The organism is Aeromonas sp. S18(2024) (assembly GCF_041402525.1).
GTDB classification, from domain to species: domain Bacteria; phylum Pseudomonadota; class Gammaproteobacteria; order Enterobacterales; family Aeromonadaceae; genus Aeromonas; species Aeromonas enteropelogenes.
Genome location: NZ_JBGLQV010000020.1, coordinates 1 through 20,732, shown reverse-complemented (window position 1 = coordinate 20,732; position 20,732 = coordinate 1). Strand labels below are relative to the sequence as shown.

Here is a 20,732-nt window from a genome sequence, read left to right as displayed (position 1 = left end):
TTCATCAGACATTGAAAATCAAAAATTGTTTTTGATGCTCGATGCTGTGAGTGCCCACACAGATTGCTTGATTCAAATTGTTAAAGAGCGCTACGCTTGTCGCGTTGAGGAAGCGCATATTACGCTTCTCACTTCGAAAGTCAAGCAATTGTTTTCGCTTTTCTTTCGGCGCCGGCTTCTTAAGGAAGCTGGCTCATCAGCTTGGCGTGAACCGCCGTGCTGGTGAGGGCGCATTATAGGGAGCCGCGCCGGGATGACAAGGGGAAAACTGCAAAAAATGACACTTTTTGCAGTTTTTAGTGCCAACCGCTTTTTTATTAAACAAAAGCCCCGTTATCACGGGGCTTTTGTTTGCCAAGGCATCGATCAAAATATTCGGTTGCTATCTTTTTGCCCAGAATTCCCGGGCAAATGCCCGTACTTTTTCCCAATCGGTAAACTCGATGTCTTTACTGGTATCCGTGCTGCCACCGGTGATCTTCATGATCAGCTGAATGATGCGGGTCTGCCACCAGTTGTAGCGGGAATACTGCAACGCTCCGGCAAAGACCCCCAGAGTCTTTGGCTTCCAGGGAGAGAGGCGCAAGAACTTCTTCATATAGGCGTTAGTCTGCGGTGTCTGCTTCTCGGGCTTGCGGGCGGTCAGGTTGACGCAGAAGAAGGCCGCATTGGCCACTTCCAGCTGCTCTTCATGGGCATGAATAAAGCTGAGCAGGCTGGGATGAAAATGACCATAGCGGATAGATGCGCCGATCAGCACCTTCTTGTACTTGCTGAGGTTGCACATCGGCAAGGTGTGCAAATCATGCATCACTACATCGCATCCCGGCATCTCTTCCAGCATGACATCAATAATTTTACGGGTTTGGCCATCCCGAGAGGAATAAAGCACCAGAATCTTGTCCATAACAACCTCAGCTACGCCAGAATGCAGGAGTAAACAGTACCAGAAGCGTAAAAATTTCCAATCGGCCAAACAACATAGCCAGGATCATTATCCATTTGGCGGTTTCACTGGTATCAGCGAAGTGAGGCGCCACCGCCCCCAGGCCCGGCCCCAGGTTGTTGAGAGTCGCCACGACAGCTGAAAATGCAGTGAGTTCATCCATGCCCGTCGCCATCAACCCCAACATACACAAAATGAAGATGATGGCGTAGGCGGCAAAGAACCCCCACACGGCCTCAATGACTCGCTCGGACAGCGCCTTGTTGCCCAGCTTGATGCGATAGACGGCCCTCGGGTGGATCAGACGCTTGAGCTCCCTCACCCCCTGCAGATGCAGCAACATCAAACGCACCACCTTGATCCCGCCGCCGGTACTCCCGGCGCAGCCCCCCACAAACGAGGAGAACATCAGCAGTACCGGCAGGAACAGCGGCCATTCGGCAAATCCTGCCGTACTGAAGCCCGCTGTCGTTGCGATGGAGACCGACTGGAACAGCGCATGGTCCAGTGTTTCCTTCCAGCTGTCGTAGTTGCCGTGTGCCATCAACACCAGGAAGCAGACGAGTGTCAAAGCCAGCTGGATGGCAAGGAAGACCTTCACTTCGGGATCCCGCAGATAGACCCCGATCCGCAATGGTCGATGAGTGAAGGCAGCAAAGTGCAGAGTGAAATTCACCCCAGCGATCAACAGAAAAATCACCGTGATGAGGTTGATGGTCGAGCTGTTGAAGTAGCCCATGCTGGCATCGTGAGTCGAGAATCCACCGATCGCCACGGTGGCGAAGGAGTGGCAGATGGCATCGAACAACGTCATTCCTGCGGCCCAGAATGCCAAGGCACAAACAGTGGTGATGAACAGGTAGATGTACCAGAGCGCCTTGGCCGTCTCGGCGATACGTGGGGTCACCTTGTTGTCCTTGACCGGCCCGGGAATTTCGGCACGATAGAGCTGCATGCCACCGATACCGAGCAGCGGCAATATGGCGACCGCCAACACGATGATCCCCATCCCCCCCAGCCATTGCAGCAACTGGCGATAGAACAGGAACGCCTTGGGCAATTCGTCGAGCCCGGTCAGCACGGTCGCCCCCGTGGTCGTCAACCCGGAAAAGGATTCGAAGAAGGCCTCTGAAACCGACATGTCAGGCACGTCACCCAGCATAAAGGGCAGAGCACCGACGCTGCCAAGCACGGTCCAGAACAGCACCACGATGAGGAATCCCTCTCTGGAGCCCAGTTCCCGCTTGTGATGACGATTGGGAAACCAGAGTGCCACCCCGAGTAGCAGGGCAATCACGAAGGCACTGACAAATTCAGAACCGCCCCCATCCCGATAGCCAAACGCCACCAGCGCTGGCAACAACATGGTCGAGCTGAACAGCGCCACCAGCAGGCCAACAATGCGGATAATGCTCAGGATGTGCATTCCTGCTCCCTATCAAGAATCAAAGAGCGATGGATTCTAGCCATCTAAGGGGTCAAGGGATACCCGCCCATGAGTCCGATCGATCAATTCCCGATCAACCTGAGCCCAAACTGATGATTCCCAGGCCACCTGCAGGGAGACCTGTTGACCATACTCGGCCGCCAGCACCTCGCCACCGTAGTTGCCCACCAAAGCTTCGACTACCCCTATATCACCGTAATCACAGTGGATGATAGAAGGGGTGCGCGGTACCTTGAGTAAAGTGGTCAGCTGCTTGAGGGCGGTTCCGACGCCACCGCCATAGGCCTTGACCAGACCGCCGGTGCCAAGCTGGATCCCGCCGTAATAGCGCACCACCACGGCGCAGATCTCGCCAAATCCGGAGCCCATCAGCTGGGCCAGGATAGGTTTGCCCGCCGTCCCCGAGGGCTCACCATCATCGCTGAAGCCATAGACCTGGCTGTCTTGCGGGGCGCCCGCTACAAAGGCCCAGCAGTGGTGACGGGCCGCTGGGTGCTGTCGTTTGACCTCGTTCACCCACGCTTTGGCCGCCTCCACCGTCGGGGTATGGGCGATCAGGGTGATGAAGCGACTCTTCTTGATCTCTTCGCTGAGCTCCAGCGGTGCAGCCGGAATGGAATAGGCAACCGCCATCAGAGCCCTGCTTGTCTGGTCATGTTCTCCACCCCGTCAGCATGCAACACCACGTTATCCTCGATGCGGATGCCGCCAAACGGGCGCAGCGCTTCCACCTTGTTCCAGTTGACCCGTTTGCCCTGCTCACCCTGGCGCAGCGGCTCCAGCAGGCTGTCGATAAAGTAGAGCCCCGGTTCGATAGTGAACACCTGGCCCACCTCCATCACCCGGATACAGCGCAGATAGGGGAACAGCTCGGACGCCGCCAGATGAGTGCCGCGTTCGTCCTGCATGAAGCCACCGGCATCATGCACCTGCAGACCGAGGAAGTGACCGAGGCCATGGGGGAAGAAGACATTGGTCACCCCTGTGTTGATCATCTCGTCCACCGACATGTCTACCAGCTCGGTGGCCTGCAGCAGGCGCGCCAGCTTGTGGTGCATCAGCAGGTGCAGCTCGCTGTAACGGCGACCCGGCTTGATCTCCTTGATGATCTCCTGCTGCTGCACATCCAGCGCTGCGATAAGGTCGGCAAACTCGCCACGGCGCCACGCCCAGGTACGGGTAATGTCGGAGGCATAGCCATGAAAATCGACGCCGGCATCGATGAGGAAGGAGTAACGCTCGGCATCCGGCACCCGCAGGGCAGAAAGGTGGGTGTAGTGCAAAATGGCTGCATTGCGGTTGATGGCGACGATATTGCCGTAGGGCGCCTCATTGGCCCCCTGCCCGACCGCCTTCATATAGGCCAGGTTGATCTCGAACTCGCTTGCCCCCGCCATGAAGGAGTCCTTGGCTGCGATATGGCCGCGCACCCCGATCCGGTTCGCCTCACGCAGGCACTCCAGCTCGTAGTCCGTCTTGTAGGCGCGGTGATAATGCAGGTAGTTGAGGACCGCCTCCGGATTGGGCTGGGTCAGCCCCAGCAAGCCGGCCACCTCGAGATGTCCGCCCAGATAGGCCCACTCCTGCTTGTCGGCAGGCAGATGATCCGCCACCTGCTCAGGTCGGGTGAGGAAGCGAATCTCGAAGAAGTCGACCCAGAAGGCATTGGGCAGGTCCGCTACCTTGTGCCAGAAATCCACCGGGCGATAGAACAGCAGCACCGGCTTGCTCACGCCATCCACCAACAACCAGCAATGGGGGTTGTCCAGCACTGGCAACCAAGCCTTGAAGTGCGGGTTCACCTTGAAGGGGTAATCCTGATCGTCGAGGAAGATGCGATGCGTCTGGCCGGAGTGGATGGCCAGCCCGCTGAGCCCCTGCTGTTGCAGAATGTCGCGGGTACGCTGCTGCAAAGTATCGAGGTGCTGGGCAAAAAGTTGGCTGTAGCTGCTCATGGCGTCCTGCTCCGAGATGAATGTGATTGCAGCATAACATCATGCACGGTGAGGCTCGACCCGTCACGCTGCCGCTTCGTGAGGTAACGCATACGTTACAAAACGCTTGTTATCAACAAGAAACCAATAATTAACAAATGAAGAACAATTCAATACACTGCCGGTAGATAACATGAAGTCAGGGATCACTCATGGACAACCTCTGCCTGTGGCAACCGGATCCGCTCAGGATGCAGCAATCCAACCTCTATCGCTTTATGGCCGAGGTCAATCGCTTCCATGGCCTGCAGCTGCAGGACTATCCCCAGCTCTATCAGTGGTCGGTGGAGAAGACGACCCGCTTCTGGCCGCTGGTGTGGCAGCATTGTGGCGTCAAGGGGGAGCTCGGCAACATAGTGGCGGAAAACCGCCAGGATATGCAGCGCACCCGTTGGTTTCCCGATAGTCGGCTCAACTTTGCCGAAAACCTGTTGCGCCGCCAGGACGACAGCCCGGCCATCATCTCCCGCATCGAAGGAGGCGCCAGCCGCACCCTGAGCTGGCGCGAGCTGGCAGATCAAGTGGCCCGACTGACCCAATGGCTGCGCAGCCAGGGCATAGGCCGTGGCGATGTGGTAGCGGCCTATCTGCCCAATATTCCAGAAACCGTAGTCGCCATGCTGGCGACCACCAGCCTGGGGGCGATCTGGACCTCCACCAGCCCGGATTTTGGCGAGGCCAGTGTGGTGGAGCGCTTCGGCCAGACCCGCCCCAGAGTGCTGTTTGCGGTGGATGGCTATCGCTATAACGGCAAGGCCATCGACATCCAGGATAAGGTGGCGGGAGTCGTCGGACAGATAGACAGCATACAGCAGACTGTGTTGATCCCCCTGCTGGACCACCCCCTGCAACTGGGCCACGACTGGCGCCAGATCCTGGCCAGTCAGCCGGATGCGGGTCTGCAGTTCGAGCCCATGGCCTTCAACGATCCGCTCTATATTCTCTATTCGTCAGGTACCACCGGCAAGCCCAAGTGCATCGTGCACGGCATCGGCGGCACCCTGCTGCAACACCTGAAAGAGCACCAGCTGCACTGCGACATCAAGCCGGGGGAGCGTATCTTCTACTTCACCACCTGCGGCTGGATGATGTGGAACTGGTTGGTGAGCGCGCTCGCCTCCGGCGCCACCCTGGTGCTCTACGATGGCTCCCCCTTCTACCCGGACGGCAACGTGCTGTGGGATCTCGCCCGCGACGAAGAGGTCGCCCTGTTCGGCACCTCCGCCAAGTATCTCGACGCGCTGCACAAACAGGGTTATGCCCCCATCAAGACCCACAAATTGCCGCAGTTGCGGCTTATCTGCAGCACAGGTTCCGTGCTGTCGCAGGAGGGGTTCGACTACGTCTATGAGCAGATAAAAACAAATGTACAACTGTGCTCCATCTCCGGCGGCACCGACATCTGCTCCTGCTTCGTCATCGGCAACCCGCTCAGCCCAGTCTATCGCGGCGAGAGCCAGGGGCGCGGCCTCGGCCTCGCTGTGCAGGTGTTCAACGAGGCGGGCCAGCCGGTGCAGGGGGAGAAGGGCGAGCTGGTCTGCACCAAGCCCTTCCCGGCCCAGCCCATCGGCTTCTGGGGGGACGAAAACGGCGAGAAGTACCACGCCGCCTACTTCGAGCTGTTCGACAACGTCTGGTGCCACGGCGACTGGATCGAGCTGACCGCGACCGGCGGCATCCTCTTCTATGGCCGCTCCGACGCCACCTTGAATCCGGGAGGCGTGCGCATCGGCACCAGCGAGATCTACCGCTACGTCGAACAGCTGGAGGAAGTAGAAGAGAGCATCGTCATCGGCCAGCAGTGGCAGCAGGATGAGCGGGTGGTGCTGTTCGTCAAGCTCAGGGCTGGCCTCAAGCTGGATGATGCCCTGCGCGATCGCATTCGCCAGCAGATCCGCCAGCACTGCACTGCCCGTCACGTGCCCGCCCGCATCCTGCAGGTAGACGCCATCCCCCGCACCAAGTCCGGCAAAATAGTGGAGCTGGCGGTACGGGAAGTGGTGCACAACCGCCCCGTCAACAACACCCACGCCCTCGCCGACCCCGAGGTGTTGAACCAGTACCGCAACCGGGCGGAGTTGGCCAGCTGACAAAAACCTCAGTTCACAACAGGCGCCGCAAGGCGCCTGTTTTTTATCCGTTTTGTGATGGCGAGCCGCCCCATAAAAACTGTTAAACAAATGTTTTAAATAGGTGTTGAAAATGTCTCCTTTTGGATCAATAGTGAGCCTCGCCCCCTGCTGGGGATAAAGGAGCACCACGCCCCACTGTGTGGGAACAAGGAGACACTCTCATGATCTACCAAGGCGAAACCCTGTCGGTCAGCTACCTGGAAGACGGCATTGCCGAGCTCAGGTTCGACGCACCGGGTTCAGTCAACAAGCTGGATCGCGCCACCCTGCTCTCCCTGAGCGAAGCGATCGCCGCATTACAACAAGAACGTGAACTAAAAGGCCTGATCCTCACCTCCGGCAAAGACGCCTTCATCGTCGGCGCCGACATCACCGAATTCCTGGAACTGTTCGATCTGCCGCAGGAAGATCTGCTCGGCTGGCTGAAAAAGGCCAACGACATCTTCAACGCCATCGAAGATCTGCCGGTGCCGACCCTCAGCGCCATCAAGGGCCACGCCCTGGGCGGCGGCTGCGAGACCATTCTCTCCACCGACTTCCGGCTGGCCGACACCACGGCCAAGATCGGCCTGCCCGAGACCAAACTCGGCATCATGCCCGGCTTTGGCGGCACTGTCCGCCTGCCGCGAGTGATCGGCGCCGACAACGCGCTGGAGTGGATCACCACTGGCAAGGATTACCGTGCCGATGACGCTCTCAAAGTGGGTGTCATCGATGCCGTGGTCGCCCCGGATGCGCTGCAGTGCGCCGCCGTGCAGATGATCAAGGACGCCATCGCGGGCAAGCTGGACTGGCAGGGCCGCCGCGCCGCCAAGAAGGCCCCGCTGCGCCTCTCCAAACTGGAAGCCATGATGAGCTTCACCACCGCCGCCGGCATGGTTGCCGCCGTGGCGGGCAAACACTATCCGGCCCCCATGGCCGCCGTGAAGACGGTGGAAGCCGCCGCCGGCATGGGTCGGGACGAAGCGCTGGCCACCGAAGCCGCCACCTTCATCAAGCTGGCGAAAACCGACGTGGCCAAGGCGCTGGTCGGCATCTTCCTCAACGATCAGCACATCAAGGCGCTGGCCAAGAAGGCCGCCAAGCAGGCAAACAAGGCCACCGGCCACGCTGCCGTGCTGGGTGCCGGCATCATGGGGGGCGGCATCGCCTACCAGTCCGCCAGCAAGGGTATCCCGGCGGTGATGAAGGACATCAACGAGAAGGCGCTGGCACTTGGCATGAATGAGGCCACCAAGCTGCTCAACGGCCAGCTCGAGCGCGGTCGCATCGACGGCATCAAGATGGGCCAGGTGCTCTCCGCCATCACCCCGACCCTCAGCTATGACAACGTCAAGCATGTGGACGTGGTGGTCGAGGCCGTGGTCGAGAACCCGAAAGTGAAGGCGGCCGTGCTGAGTGAAGTGGAAGGCGTGATCGGCGACGACGCCGTGCTCGCCAGCAACACCTCAACCATCCCCATCTCCCTGCTGGCCAAGAGCCTGAAGCGCCCCGAGAATTTCTGCGGCATGCACTTCTTCAACCCGGTGCACCGCATGCCCCTGGTGGAGATCATCCGCGGCGAGCAAACCTCGGACGACACCATCAATCGCGTGGTGGCCTACGCCGCCGCCATGGGCAAGTCACCTGTGGTGGTCAACGACTGCCCGGGCTTCTTCGTCAACCGCGTGCTCTTCCCCTACTTCTTCGGCTTCAACAAGCTGGTTGCCGACGGCGCCGACTTCGCCGCCGTCGACAAGGTGATGGAGAAGGAGTTTGGCTGGCCCATGGGCCCCGCCTACCTGCTGGACGTGGTCGGCATCGACACCGGCCACCATGCCGGTGATGTGATGGCGCAGGGCTTCCCGGCGCGCATGAGCAAGGAAGGTCGCACCGCCATCGACGTGATGTACGAGGCGAGCCGCTTCGGTCAGAAAAATGGCAAGGGCTTCTACGCCTACGAGGCCGACAAGAAGGGTAAGCCGAAGAAGGTGGCCGATGCCGCTGCTTACGAGCTGCTGGCCCCCATTGCCAAGCCGAAACAGGATTTCGACAAGGAGGCCATCATCGCCCGCATGATGATCCCGATGATCAACGAGGTGGTGCTCTGTCTGGAAGAGGGCATAGTCGCCACGCCAGCCGAAGCCGACATAGCACTGGTCTACGGTCTGGGCTTCCCTCCCTTCCGCGGCGGCGTGTTCCGCTATCTGGACACCATTGGTCTGGATCGCTATGTCGCCATGGCCGACCAGTATGCCGACCTGGGCCCGCTCTATCGCGTCAGCGACAAGCTGCGTGAGATGGCTGCCCAGGGCAAAACCTTCTACTGATTGCGGAAAGGAGATCCATTCATGAAAGACGTAGTCATTGTCGACTGTATCCGGACCCCGATGGGCCGGTCCAAGGGCGGCGCCTTCCGCAACGTGCGTGCAGAAGACTTGTCCGCGCACCTGATGAAATCCATCCTGCTGCGCAACCCCAACCTAGACCCGAACGAGATCGAGGATATCTACTGGGGCTGCGTGCAGCAGACCCTGGAGCAGGGCTTCAACATCGCCCGCAACGCCGCCCTGCTGGCCGGCATCCCGAAACAGGTGGGGGCGGTCACCGTCAACCGCCTGTGCGGATCCTCCATGCAGGCGCTGCACGACGCCTCCCGCGCCATCCAGGTGGGTGATGGGGATATCTTCATCATCGGCGGCGTCGAGCACATGGGCCACGTGCCCATGAGCCACGGCGTCGACTTCCACCCCGGCATGGCCAAGTCGGTGGCAAAAGCCTCCGGCATGATGGGGCTGACCGCCGAGATGCTCGGCAAGCTGCACGGCATCAGCCGTCAACAGCAGGACGAGTTTGCCGCTCGCTCCCATCGCCGCGCTCACGCCGCCACCGTGGAAGGCCGTTTCGCCAAGGAGATCGTCGGGCTGGAAGGGCACGACGCCAGCGGCGCCCGCTTCTTCTACGACTACGACGAGGTGATCCGCCCCGAGACCACAGTCGACACGCTGAGCCAGCTACGCCCGGTGTTCGACCCGGTCAACGGCACCGTCACCGCCGGCAGCTCCTCGGCCCTGTCCGATGGCGCCGCCGCCATGCTGGTGATGAGTGCGGATCGCGCCAAGGCGCTCGGCCTCACGCCCCGCGCCAAGGTACGAGCCATGGCCATCGCCGGCTGCGACGCCGCCATCATGGGTTACGGCCCGGTGCCGGCGACCCAGAAGGCACTCAAGCGTGCCGGCCTGACTGTCGGCGACATCGACTTGTTCGAGCTGAACGAGGCGTTTGCCGCCCAGTCCCTCCCCTGCGTGAAGGATCTGGGTCTGCAAGACCTGGTGGATGAGAAGGTAAACCTGAACGGCGGCGCCATTGCCCTGGGTCACCCCCTGGGCTGCTCCGGTGCCCGTATCTCCACCACCCTGATCAATCTGATGGAGGAGAAGGACGCCACCCTGGGGGTGGCCACCATGTGCATCGGTCTGGGTCAGGGCATCGCCACCGTGTTCGAGCGGGTGTAATACCGGCATCCTTGTACTACTGAACGTTGTCCCTTTCGGGGCCAGTCTGACTGGCCCCTTTTCAGGTCTGTGGTCGCCGCCACACGGGGTGGCGGCCTGACATCAGAAACTGGTTATGTGCCGCCCCGTTTGGGTCGGCCTTTTTTTGTTTTCCCCTTCCCGACCCGCGGATATTGCCCCTAACCTCACATTAGATGGGGGGCTTGCTTGCTTTTTGCTCCCCCGACAGGTTCAATCTGCACAAAAAAATGGGTGGATGCACATACATATGTCAATGAGCAAACAACTGCTGATCGTCGATGACGACCAAGAGATCCGCGAGCTGCTCAACGAGTACCTGACCCGGGCAGGCTTCGAGGTATTGACCGCAGCGGAGGGCAACGAGATGCGCCAGCAACTCGCCCAGCACAGCCCGGACCTGATCATTCTGGACATCATGATGCCCGGCGACGACGGCTTTACCCTCTGCCAACAGATCCGTCGCGACTCCCAGGTCCCCATCATCATGCTGACGGCGGCCTCCGACGAGGCGGATCGGGTGATCGGTCTCGAACTCGGTGCCGACGACTACATCGCCAAGCCGTTCAGCCCGCGCGAGCTGCAGGCCCGCATCAAGGCGCTGCTGCGCCGCGCCGAATTCCGCCAGCCGGAGAAAGAGAAAGAACCTAGCCGCCGGCTGCGCTTTGCCGAGTGGACCCTGGACACCCTGAGCCACCAGCTGACCCACGAGGATGGCAGCCTGCTGGACCTCTCCGGCAGCGATGCCATGCTGCTCGGCATGTTTCTGCAGCAACCCGGCGTGGTGCTCGACCGCGACACCATCTCCGATGCGACCCGTGGCCGCGAGAGCCTGCCCATGGAGCGCGGCATCGACGTACAGATCAGCCGCCTGCGCCAGAAGCTGGGTGACAACGGCAAGAGCCCGCGCATCATCAAGACCATCCGTGGCAGCGGCTACATGCTGATCGCCGAGGTTCACGAGCTCCCATGACGAGCAGACAGGTAGCAACAGCATGCTGATCGACCACAGGCACGAACGGCCATGACCAATAAATGGTCCTGGGGGATACTGGTGCCCCGCTCCCTGCTATCGCGGATGCTGCTGCTGTTGCTGCTGGCGATCCTGCTCTCCCAAACCATTCTCACCGGCATCTGGATGCAACAGATCCAGAAGCGGGAGCTGGAGGGGATGCTCAGCACCACCCGCAACCTGGCGCTATCGGCCGCCTCCACCGTCAACTTCTTCAAGTCGCTGCCGCTGCAGTATCGCCACATCGCCCTGGACCAGCTGCGCAACATGGGGGGCAGCCGCTTCTTCGTTTCCCTGAACGAGGAGGAGATCCACATCAGCGCCATTCCGGACAGCGAACGCAAGATGCTGGTGCTGCAGGAGGTCGAGGGGGTGCTGAGCCGCAAGCTCTCCGACGCCATGGCGATCAAGGTGGATTTCTCCCGGCCCGAGGATCTCCACGTCTTCAACAACGACACCCTGCTGGCGGATCTCCCCTCCTCCTGGGCCCGCTATACCCTGTCGCTGGAACCCATCAACCCGCCGGTGCTGGTGACCCAGATCGAGATAGAGCCGGGCGAGTGGCTCTATCTGGCCGCCCTGCTGCCGGCCCCTTACATGACGCTGGATGACACCGTCATGCCGAGCAACCAGGTGCGCTTCATCGCCCTGATGACGGTGTTCCTCTGCTTCTTTACCTTCATGCTGGTACGCTGGCAGACCCGGCCCCTGCGCCGGCTCGCCAAGGCGGCGGTCAACCTCGGCAAGGATATCGACCAGCCACCGCTTCGAGAGGAAGGCGCCTCCGAGATCGTCGCCGCCACCCGCGCCTTCAACATCATGCAGCACCGCATCCGGCGCTATATCGATGATCGGGAGCGGTTGTTCAGCTCCATCTCCCACGACCTCAAGACCCCCATCACCCGGCTGCGGCTGCGGGTCGAGCTGCTCGACGACGAAGTCCAGATCGGCAAGTTCAACAAGGATCTCGACGAGTTGGAGCTGATGGTCAAGGGGGCGCTGCAGACGGTGAAAGAGACCGACATCCACGAGAACATCGAAGAGATCGACATCAACGCCCTGCTGGAGCAGATGGCCGAGTCGATGAACCTGCACGACGAGCGACTGACCATAGAAGGGCACTGCAAATGGCCTTATCGTGGCAAGCTGCTGGCCCTCAAGCGCTGCATCGGCAACCTGGTGGACAACGGCATCAAATATGGCCAGAAGGTGCGCATCATCATCATGGACGACGAGGAGATGCTGATCCTCTTCATCATGGATGAGGGCCCCGGCCTGCCGGAAGATCAGTTCGAACGCATCTTCGAACCCTATTACCGACTCAGCACGGATCAGGCCGGGACCGGCCTCGGGCTCGGCATTGCCCGCAACATCGCCCATGCCCACGGCGGCGATCTGGTGCTGGAAAATCGTCCGCAAGGCGGCCTGCAGGCCACCCTCTCCCTGCCAAGGTAGTACTCCCATGAAGTGGCTTCCCCTCACTCTGTTTGCTCTGTTGTCCGGTTCTGCCTGCGCCTCCCAGGTGGAGGTGCTGCACTGGTGGACATCCGGGGGCGAGGCAAAAGCAGTCGAAGTGCTCAAATCCGAGTGGATCGCCAAGGGCAACGAGTGGAACGACTTCGCGGTACAGGGGGGCGGCGGCAAGAGCGCCATGACGGTGCTGAAAAGCCGGGCGCTGGCGGCCAATCCGCCGGAGGCGGCCCACCTCAAGGGCTTTGAGCTCAAGGAGTGGGCCGGTCTCGGCTTCCTGCGCGATCTCTCCCCCATGGCCGAACACCTCGGCTGGTATGACAGCATGCCCCCCATGGTGCGGGAGACACTCAGCCAGAACGGCGCCCTGATGGCGGTACCCACCGGCATTCACCGAGTCAACTGGCTATGGCTCAACCGCAAGATTTTCGACAAGTACCAGCTAACCCCGCCCACCGACTGGGCCCAGTTTGTCGCGGTCGCCGAACGGCTCAAAAAGCGCGGGATCACCCCGCTGGCCATTGGCAACGAACCCTGGCAGCTGGCGGTACTGTTCGAAACGGTGGCGCTCGGTGAAGGGGGCAAGGAGTTCTACCGCAAGGCCTTTATAGAACAGGACAATGACACCCTGACCGGCCCCGTGATGGTGAAGGTGTTGACCCGCTTCCAGCAGCTGCGCGCCTATGTGCCGGAGAAATACGCCGGACTGAAATGGCACCAGGCCACCAACCTGCTGGAGAGCGGTGGCGCCGCCATGCAAGTGATGGGAGACTGGGTCAAGGGGGAACTGAGCGCCGGTAACTACCGACCCGGCGAGGATATCGCCTGCCTGCCGAGCCCGGGCAGCGAGGGACTATTCAGCTACAACCTGGACTCCATCGCCATGTTCAAGCAGCGGGATCCTGCCCAGCTGCAGGCCCAGGGCGAGCTGGCCAGCCTGCTGATGACTCCCTCCTTCCAGCAAGAGTTCAATCGGGTGAAGGGTTCGATCCCGGCACTGGTCAACCCGGACATGAGCAAGTTCGATCGCTGCGCGGTGCGCTCCTATCAGGACTTCCTGCAAGCCGAGAAACAGCACAACCTGCTGCCCAGCATGGCGGAGGGGATGGCCACCTCCACCAACATGCGTCAGGCGATCTTCGATGTGCTGAGCAACTTCTTCAACGACCCCAGAGCCAACCCGCAGCTGACGGCGCAACATCTGGAGCGGGCCATGCGCTCGACCCGCTGATAAGCCACCGGACGGCGGAAATGACAAAGGCGGAGTTGCTCCGCCTTTGTGGTGAACCCTGCATCAGGTTCAAGGTTGATCGTTCTCGTCCTCATCTTCGTCGTAGTAATCGCTGAGCTCGATCCAGAGCCCCAATCCAACCATCACCAGAGAACCGAACCAGGTGCCTGTGTTCCCGATCGGGCTGCCCATCACTATCATGGCGAAAGACAAGAACCCCATGCCTGCGTAGGCCTGCAATCTGCCGTAGGAGACTTGCATATTCACCTCCTTGTTGAATATGGTGCAATTTTTATATTACTCATCCGGCGCAAGGTGGGTAGGCCCGTGACAACATTTCAGTTACATGTGCCAAGAAAAGGCCGATAATTTGCTTATTTTTTAGCCCTGAGTATCATTGGCAGCCGAATTGGTTGAAGGTTAATAAGAGATGAGTGATTTATTCTGCGACGCAAACCATGAGTTGGACGCGATCGGGCTCCGTTGTCCGGAACCCGTGATGATGGTGCGCAAAAAAGTACGCCTGATGGCCGAGGGTGAGACCCTGCTGGTCAGCGCCGATGATCCCTCAACCACCCGCGACATTCCCAGCTTCTGCCGCTTCATGGATCACACCCTGATCGCCAGCGAGACAGAACAGGCCCCTTATCGCTATCTGATCCGCAAGGGTCAGTGAATCCTGCACCGGAGCACACCATGACAACCATTACCCGTATCGGCACTACCCAGCGTTGGTCAGACGTGGTCATCCATAACGGCACCCTCTATGTGGTGGAAGTGCCTGCCAGCGAAGAGGCCGACATCCACCAGCAGACCCGCGAGGTGCTGGAGAGCCTGCAACGCCTGCTGGAAGCCAACGGCTCCGGCGTCGACAAGATCCTGATGGCCAACATCTATCTCAAAGACATCGCTGACATCGCTGCCTTCAACGAGCAGTGGGATGCCTGGATCCCGGCAGGTACAGCCCCCGTCCGCGCCTGCGTCCAGGCCCGTCTGGCCCACGAAGGTTACAAGGTGGAAGTGCAGCTGACCGCCGCCGCCTGATCCCGAACGGCATGACCCGACGACACAGTATCCACCGGGTCGCCCATCCGGCCACTGGATAACAAAAGGCCCCGCCATCGCTGGCGGGGCCTTTTCGTAGACGACAACCGGACCGCTTAACCGATCGGGGTCAGGGTGATAGTCACCCGGCGGTTCTGAGCCTTGCCTGCGGCCGTGCTGTTGGTGGCGATCGGCTGATCCGGACCCACGCCGTAGGTGGAGATGCGGCTACCGCTCACGCCCTGGCCAATCAGCTGGGCGGCGACGGCGTCGGCGCGCTCGCGGGAGAGACGCATATTCAGCTCGCGGGAGCCGGTGCTGTCGGTGTGACCGACCACGTTCAGGCGGGTCTTGTCGAACTCGGAGACCACCATGGCCACGCCGGACAGGGTGTTGGCACCGGCCGCTTTCAGCTGGGCGCTGGAGCTGTCGAAGGTGACGTTGTTCGGCATGTTGAGGATCAGCTGATCACCGTTTCGGGTCACGCTGACGCCAGTGCCCTGCAACTTCTCGCGCAGCTTGGCTTCCTGCACGTCCATGTAGTAACCGATACCGCCGCCCAAGGCGGCGCCGGCGGCCACGCCGGTCAGAATGCCCTTCTTGCGATCGCCCTTGCTGGAGGAGAGTGCCCCCACGGCCGCCCCAGCCGCCGCACCCGCCAGCGCGCCCCAGGCGCCCTTGGAAGTCTGGGATTCACCGGTATAGGGGTTGGTAGTACAGCCGCTCAGGGCAACGGTCAGCGCCAGAGCTGGCACCAGAATCTTGGCTCGCATGAAAAAAACCTCTGTAAAAACAATCCGGCACCATGCCGGGGGCCGGATTGTAGCGTGCCATCGCGCCATTGTCTGACGCAGACCTGAACGGCTGGCGAGAGTGCTGGTTTTTTATACGAAACCGCGTGAGGCCACCACGCGGCTGGCTACCCGCGGACCTGATCAGCTGGCCTCATCACCTGCTGGCACTCGGCGTGGCAGGGACAGGTCACCAGATGATCGTTCACCATGCCCACCGCCTGCATGAAGGCGTAGCAGATGGTGCTGCCGACGAAAGTGAAGCCGCGCTTCTTGAGCGCCTTGGACATGGCATCCGACTCGGGCGAGGTCGCCGGAATGTCGCCGTTGCCCTGGCGCTGGTTGACGATGGGGGCGCCGCCCACGAAGCCCCACAGATAATCGACAAAGTCGATGCCTTCGGCCTCCAGCGCCAGATAGGCGCGGGCATTTTTGATGATCGACTGCACCTTGAGCCGGTTGCGGATGATGCCGGTATCCTGCATCAGCCGTTCCACATCCTGCTCGTCGAACTGCACGATGCGCAGCGGATCGAAGTCGGCATAGGCGCGATGGTAGCTCTCGGTGCGCTTCAAGATGGTGATCCACGACAGCCCTGCCTGCTGGCCGTCGAGGCAGAGCTTGGCAAACAGCTCGCGCGTGTCATGGACCGGCCTTCCCCACTGTTTGTCATGGTATTCGATGTATTCCGGGTCTTTGGTCACCCAGGCGCAACGCAACTCCATTCCCTCTCTCCTGTCATTTCATCCAATCCCCGGGGTCGATACCAACCCGGGTGTGGGAGTGCCGACAACCCCTCCCGCCCAGGCCCGGCGCAGCGCCATCACATTAATCCGCTGTAATTTCGCCTATTATCCGACCATGCCAGACGGTATACTCCTTCGGTTCACATTCAGCAAATCTTGCTCTGATTTCATTTCGCGCGAAAAAAATTATGCAAAAATTCGATGTCAAAACCTTTCAGGGCCTGATCCTGCAGCTGCAGGACTATTGGTCCCGCCAGGGCTGTACCATCATTCAGCCGCTGGATATGGAAGTGGGTGCCGGTACTTCTCACCCCATGACCTGTCTGCGTGCCCTGGGCCCGGAGCCCATCGCCTGCGCCTACGTGCAACCGTCCCGCCGTCCGACTGACGGCCGCTACGGTGAAAACCCGAACCGCCTGCAGCACTACTATCAGTTCCAGGTGATCATCAAGCCTTCCCCCGACAACATTCAGGAACTCTATCTGGGCTCCCTGAAAGAGCTGGGTATGGATCCCGAGATCCACGACATCCGCTTCGTGGAAGACAACTGGGAAAACCCGACCCTGGGTGCCTGGGGTCTGGGTTGGGAAGTGTGGCTGAACGGCATGGAAGTGACCCAGTTCACCTACTTCCAGCAGGTTGGCGGCCTCGAGTGCAAGCCGGTCACCGGCGAGATCACCTACGGTCTCGAGCGTCTGGCCATGTATATCCAGGGCGTGGACAGCGTCTACGATCTGGTCTGGTCTGACGGCCCGCTGGGCAAGACCACCTACGGCGACGTGTTCCACCAGAACGAAGTGGAGCAATCCACCTACAACTTCGAACACGCCGATGTGGAGTTCCTGTTCCACTGCTTCGAGCAGTACGAGAAGGAAGCCCAGAACCTGCTGGCACTGGAAAAACCGCTGCCGCTACCTGCCTACGAGCGCATCCTCAAGGCCGCTCACTCCTTCAACCTGCTGGATGCCCGCAAGGCCATCTCGGTCACCGAGCGTCAGCGCTACATCCTGCGCATTCGCACCCTGACCAAGGCCGTGGCAGAGGCATACTACGCCTCCCGCGAAGCGCTGGGCTTCCCGATGTGCCAACGCGGCAGCAACGAGAACAAGCAAGGTTAAGGAACGGACATGGCACAACATACATTTCTGGTAGAGATCGGTACTGCTGAGCTGCCGCCCAAAGCCCTGCGCTCCCTGGCCGAAGCCTTTGCCGACAACCTCAAGAGCGAACTGACCAAGGCCGATCTGGCCTTCGGCGACGTCGAGTGGTTTGCCTCCCCGCGCCGTCTGGCGCTGAAGGTGCACGAACTGGCCGGCGAACAGCCGAGCAAGAGCGTCGAGAAGCGCGGCCCGGCCGTAGCTCAGGCGTTCGATGCCGAAGGCAAGCCGACCAAGGCCGCCGAAGGCTGGGCCCGTGGCAACGGCATCACCGTTGAGCAGGCCGAGCGTCTGGTCACCGACAAGGGTGAGTGGCTGGTTCACACCGCCAAGGTCGAAGGCCGTCCGGCCGTCGATCTGCTGGGTGAGCTGGTTAGCCAAGCGCTGGCCAAGCTGCCCATCCCGAAGATGATGCGCTGGGGCGACAAGACCATCCAGTTCGTGCGTCCGGTGTTCACCGTGACCCTGCTGCTGGATGGGGATCTGGTGCCCGCCCACATTCTGGGTATCGACTCTGCCCGCACCCTTCGCGGTCACCGCTTTATGGGCGAGAGCGAATTCACCATCGACAACGCCAGCCAGTACCCGCAGATCCTGCAGGAGCGCGGCATGGTGATTGCCGACTTCATGGCGCGCAAGGCCAAGATCAAGGCTGACGCCGAAGCGGCCGCTGCTGCCTTCGGTGGCGTGGCCGATCTGGACGACGACCTTCTGGAAGAGGTCACCGCACTGGTCGAGTGGCCGGTTGTGCTGACCGCCAACTTCGAAGAGAAGTTCCTGGCCGTGCCGGCCGAGGCGCTGGTGCACACCATGAAGGGTGACCAGAAGTACTTCCCGGTCTACGACAAGAACGGCAAGCTGCTGCCGAAGTTCATCTTCGTCACCAACATCGAGTCCAAAGACCCGAGCCAGATCATCAGCGGCAACGAGAAGGTGGTTCGCCCCCGTCTCTCAGACGCCGAGTTCTTCTTCAAGACCGACCTCAAGCAGACCCTGGCCTCCCGCCTGCCGCGCCTTGAAACCGTGCTGTTCCAGCAACAGCTGGGCACCGTCAAGGCCAAGGTCGAGCGCATCGAGACCGTCGCCGGCTTTATCGCCGAGCGCATCGGTGCCGACGTGGCTCAGGCCAAGCGTGCCGGTCTGCTCTCCAAGTGTGATCTGATGACCAACATGGTCGGCGAGTTCACCGATACCCAGGGTGTCATGGGGATGCACTACGCCCGTCACGATGGCGAAGACGAAGCGGTGGCCGTGGCCCTCAACGAGCAGTACATGCCGCGCTTTGCCGGCGATGCCCTGCCGTCCGGTCTGGTTGCCTGCGCCGTCGCACTGGCCGACAAGTTCGACACCCTGGCCGGTATCTTCGGCATCGGCATGCTGCCGAAGGGTGACAAGGACCCGTTCGCCCTGCGTCGCGCCGCCATCGGTGCCCTGCGCATCATGACCGAGAAGCAGCTGGATCTGGATCTGGTTGAACTGGTTGAAGAAGCGGTACGCGTCTACGGCGACAAGCTGACCAACAAAACCGTCGTCACCGACGTGGTCGACTTTATGCTGGGCCGCTTCCGCGCCGCCTATCAGGACGAAGGCATCGGTGCCGACGTGGTGCTGGCCGTACTGGCCCGCCGCCCGACCCGTCCGCTCGACTTCGATCGTCGCGTCAAGGCCGTCAGCCACTTCCGCACCCTGGATGCCGCCCTGGCACTGGCTGCCGCCAACAAGCGCGTGAGCAACATTCTGGCCAAGGTCGAAGGCGAACTGCCGACTGCCGTCAAACCGGAACTGCTGGTCGATGCCGCCGAGAAGGCGCTCGCCACCCAGGTTGCCGAACTGCAAGCCGAACTGGCCCCGCTGTTCGCCGCCGGTGACTATCAGGCAGCCCTCACCCGTCTGGCCGCCCTGCGCGAGCCGGTCGACACCTTCTTCAACGAAGTCATGGTGATGGCCGACGACGAGGCCCTCAAGGCCAACCGTCTGGCGCTGCTGAACAACCTGCGCAACCTGTTCCTGCAAGTGGCGGATATCTCCCTGCTGCAGTGATCCTGGTTGGGTTGATTGATATTAAAAACGGCGCCGTTAAGGCGCCGTTTTTTATTGAGTGCTTACCAATAGATTTAACATTCACTAATAAAACAGGCGGTGTAATGGTTAAGAAATAATTAATAGATCTACCTAATAATAGGTCCGCCCATGTGATGTAGAGTACCAGTTAGCTGGTCTGAGTTGGAGTCTCCATGACAACTTCCATTGACTGGTTTTTAATCACTCTTAGGGGAGTGAAATTCATAACAAATCGTTTGAGACATCCAAGGTCAATATAATCTCTAAGGGCTTTTGTAAACTCTTGTATCTCAGAAAATTTATTTTTAAGGTGCCTATCATACTCGAGCCTTAGCCCTGTTAACTCCCACTCCTGCTCACCTTGGGAGGCTTTTCTAATCTCTATATCTAGCCTGGCTCTTTGTTCTAGCATTGACGCCAGTTGCGCATGATGTGAGTTCAATGCTGTGGTTTGCATTCGGATTAAAAAAAGCTCTGCAGGTCTAAATTGTGCTGGTGTATAAATTAACGTATTTTCGTAGTCTTGAAGCAAAGCAAGACCATTCAATGTAAATTTCCCCCGAGAAGATAATCCATCAATCTCATTATTTAGAACACCTATATTAACTTGACATCGCATTATATTAGATTCGGTTAGATGATGAATTTGCATTCTAGCCGATTTGTTATAGCTTAATTTATTAATAAACCCAGAGAGAAAAGATACAAGTATTGTAAGTATTACGCCGACCAAAAAGAAAAGCTGGGACACCCACCTCTTTGACAACGACATAGCTGGCTGCTTGGCTTGATACATCACTGCCGAGGAAGTTGCCATGACCATCGCCCGTTCACGCCAGATCAGCCTCGCCGATACGTCCTATTACCATGTGGTCAGCCGCAGGAAAGCTGGGACACCCACCTCTTTGACAAAGGCATAGCTGGCTGCTTGGCTTGATACATCACTGCTGAGGACGTTGCCATGACCATTGCCCGTTCACGCCAGATCAGCCTCGCCGATACGCCCTATTACCATGTGGTCAGCCGCTGTGTCCGGCGGGCCTTTCTCTGCGGTCAGGATGAGCAGATTCTGGGACATCCACCTCTTTGACAACCACATAGCTGGCTGCTTGGCTTGATACATCACTGCCGAGGAAGTTGCCATGACCATCGCCCGTTCACGCCAGATCAGCCTCGCCGATACGCCCTA

General features: G+C 59.9%; 19 protein-coding genes and 1 pseudogene. 12 read left to right on the top strand and 8 right to left on the bottom strand.

Features of this window, described 5'->3' with window-relative positions; translation table 11 throughout:
• Positions 1 to 226 (top strand): hypothetical protein (locus tag ACB034_RS20780; protein ID WP_371173650.1); only part of this gene is annotated, 226 nt, incomplete at its 5' end.
• 156 nt (positions 227 to 382) lie between these two features.
• On the opposite strand, the gene hemG is transcribed toward ACB034_RS20780, so the two are convergent.
• The 4 genes from hemG to pepQ are packed head-to-tail and all read right to left on the bottom strand — an operon-like array spanning position 383 to position 4,348.
• Positions 383 to 907 (bottom strand): menaquinone-dependent protoporphyrinogen IX dehydrogenase, encoded by a 525-nt coding sequence (hemG, locus tag ACB034_RS20775; RefSeq protein WP_042027112.1) that lies wholly within the window; start codon positions 905 to 907, stop codon positions 383 to 385.
• Between the two features lie 7 nt (positions 908 to 914).
• Positions 915 to 2,372 (bottom strand): TrkH family potassium uptake protein, encoded by a 1,458-nt coding sequence (locus tag ACB034_RS20770; RefSeq protein WP_061476969.1) that lies wholly within the window; start codon positions 2,370 to 2,372, stop codon positions 915 to 917.
• A 36-nt stretch (positions 2,373 to 2,408) separates the two neighbouring features.
• Positions 2,409 to 3,026, bottom strand: coding sequence for a YigZ family protein (locus ACB034_RS20765; protein ID WP_371173649.1), 618 nt, complete (start codon positions 3,024 to 3,026; stop codon positions 2,409 to 2,411).
• On the bottom strand, positions 3,026 to 4,348 hold the full coding sequence (pepQ, locus tag ACB034_RS20760; RefSeq protein WP_371173648.1) for a Xaa-Pro dipeptidase: 1,323 nt from the start codon (positions 4,346 to 4,348) through the stop codon (positions 3,026 to 3,028). The genes ACB034_RS20765 and pepQ overlap by 1 nt, the downstream gene beginning before the upstream one ends.
• A 191-nt stretch (positions 4,349 to 4,539) precedes the next feature.
• Here pepQ and ACB034_RS20755 point away from each other — a divergent pair, with 191 nt between their 5' ends.
• The 6 genes from ACB034_RS20755 (at position 4,540) to ACB034_RS20730 (ending at position 13,744) form a co-directional block, all read left to right on the top strand.
• Positions 4,540 to 6,477 carry an acetoacetate--CoA ligase gene (locus ACB034_RS20755; protein WP_371173647.1) on the top strand — a complete coding sequence of 646 codons (1,938 nt, stop codon included), beginning with the start codon at positions 4,540 to 4,542 and terminating at the stop codon, positions 6,475 to 6,477.
• Positions 6,478 to 6,680: 203 nt separating this feature from the next.
• Positions 6,681 to 8,828, top strand: coding sequence for a fatty acid oxidation complex subunit alpha FadB (gene fadB / locus ACB034_RS20750; protein WP_371173646.1), 2,148 nt, complete (start codon positions 6,681 to 6,683; stop codon positions 8,826 to 8,828).
• A 21-nt stretch (positions 8,829 to 8,849) separates the two neighbouring features.
• Complete coding sequence (gene fadA, locus ACB034_RS20745; RefSeq protein ID WP_127008343.1) at positions 8,850 to 10,013, top strand: acetyl-CoA C-acyltransferase FadA; 1,164 nt, start codon at positions 8,850 to 8,852, stop codon at positions 10,011 to 10,013.
• Positions 10,014 to 10,281: 268 nt separating this feature from the next.
• On the top strand, positions 10,282 to 11,004 hold the full coding sequence (locus ACB034_RS20740) for a response regulator (RefSeq protein WP_042073435.1): 723 nt from the start codon (positions 10,282 to 10,284) through the stop codon (positions 11,002 to 11,004).
• A 51-nt stretch (positions 11,005 to 11,055) separates the two neighbouring features.
• Complete coding sequence (locus ACB034_RS20735; RefSeq protein WP_042027102.1) at positions 11,056 to 12,498, top strand: ATP-binding protein; 1,443 nt, start codon at positions 11,056 to 11,058, stop codon at positions 12,496 to 12,498.
• Positions 12,499 to 12,505: 7 nt separating this feature from the next.
• Complete coding sequence (locus ACB034_RS20730; protein WP_042073437.1) at positions 12,506 to 13,744, top strand: ABC transporter substrate-binding protein; 1,239 nt, start codon at positions 12,506 to 12,508, stop codon at positions 13,742 to 13,744.
• 69 nt (positions 13,745 to 13,813) lie between these two features.
• Here the strand turns inward: ACB034_RS20730 and ACB034_RS20725 are convergent, their stop codons facing one another.
• On the bottom strand, positions 13,814 to 14,005 hold the full coding sequence (locus ACB034_RS20725) for a hypothetical protein (RefSeq protein WP_026456803.1): 192 nt from the start codon (positions 14,003 to 14,005) through the stop codon (positions 13,814 to 13,816).
• A gap of 169 nt (positions 14,006 to 14,174) precedes the next feature.
• Here ACB034_RS20725 and tusA point away from each other — a divergent pair, with 169 nt between their 5' ends.
• The gene (gene tusA, locus ACB034_RS20720) at positions 14,175 to 14,420 is read left to right on the top strand and encodes a sulfurtransferase TusA (protein WP_026456802.1); all 246 of its coding nucleotides are present in this window, start codon (positions 14,175 to 14,177) and stop codon (positions 14,418 to 14,420) included.
• 20 nt (positions 14,421 to 14,440) lie between these two features.
• Positions 14,441 to 14,788: a RidA family protein gene (locus ACB034_RS20715; protein WP_225633671.1), complete on the top strand. Its 348-nt coding sequence runs from the start codon at positions 14,441 to 14,443 to the stop codon at positions 14,786 to 14,788.
• A 116-nt stretch (positions 14,789 to 14,904) separates the two neighbouring features.
• Here the strand turns inward: ACB034_RS20715 and ACB034_RS20710 are convergent, their stop codons facing one another.
• Positions 14,905 to 15,561 (bottom strand): OmpA family lipoprotein, encoded by a 657-nt coding sequence (locus ACB034_RS20710; protein WP_124239956.1) that lies wholly within the window; start codon positions 15,559 to 15,561, stop codon positions 14,905 to 14,907.
• Positions 15,562 to 15,707: 146 nt separating this feature from the next.
• On the bottom strand, positions 15,708 to 16,304 hold the full coding sequence (locus ACB034_RS20705) for a DNA-3-methyladenine glycosylase I (RefSeq protein ID WP_371173645.1): 597 nt from the start codon (positions 16,302 to 16,304) through the stop codon (positions 15,708 to 15,710).
• Between the two features lie 209 nt (positions 16,305 to 16,513).
• On the opposite strand from ACB034_RS20705, the gene glyQ reads away from it, so the two are divergent.
• Positions 16,514 to 17,443: a glycine--tRNA ligase subunit alpha gene (gene glyQ / locus ACB034_RS20700; RefSeq protein ID WP_010672400.1), complete on the top strand. Its 930-nt coding sequence runs from the start codon at positions 16,514 to 16,516 to the stop codon at positions 17,441 to 17,443.
• A 9-nt stretch (positions 17,444 to 17,452) separates the two neighbouring features.
• Positions 17,453 to 19,522, top strand: a complete 2,070-nt coding sequence (gene glyS / locus ACB034_RS20695; protein WP_371173644.1) for a glycine--tRNA ligase subunit beta — start codon at positions 17,453 to 17,455, stop codon at positions 19,520 to 19,522.
• 169 nt (positions 19,523 to 19,691) lie between these two features.
• Here glyS and ACB034_RS20690 read toward each other — a convergent pair whose 3' ends face one another.
• The gene (locus ACB034_RS20690) at positions 19,692 to 20,360 is read right to left on the bottom strand and encodes a hypothetical protein (RefSeq protein WP_371173643.1); all 669 of its coding nucleotides are present in this window, start codon (positions 20,358 to 20,360) and stop codon (positions 19,692 to 19,694) included.
• 144 nt (positions 20,361 to 20,504) lie between these two features.
• Here ACB034_RS20690 and ACB034_RS20685 point away from each other — a divergent pair.
• Positions 20,505 to 20,603, top strand: a pseudogene (locus ACB034_RS20685) (alpha-amylase family glycosyl hydrolase); the annotation flags it as partial.
• Between the last annotated feature and the right edge of the window lie 129 nt (positions 20,604 to 20,732).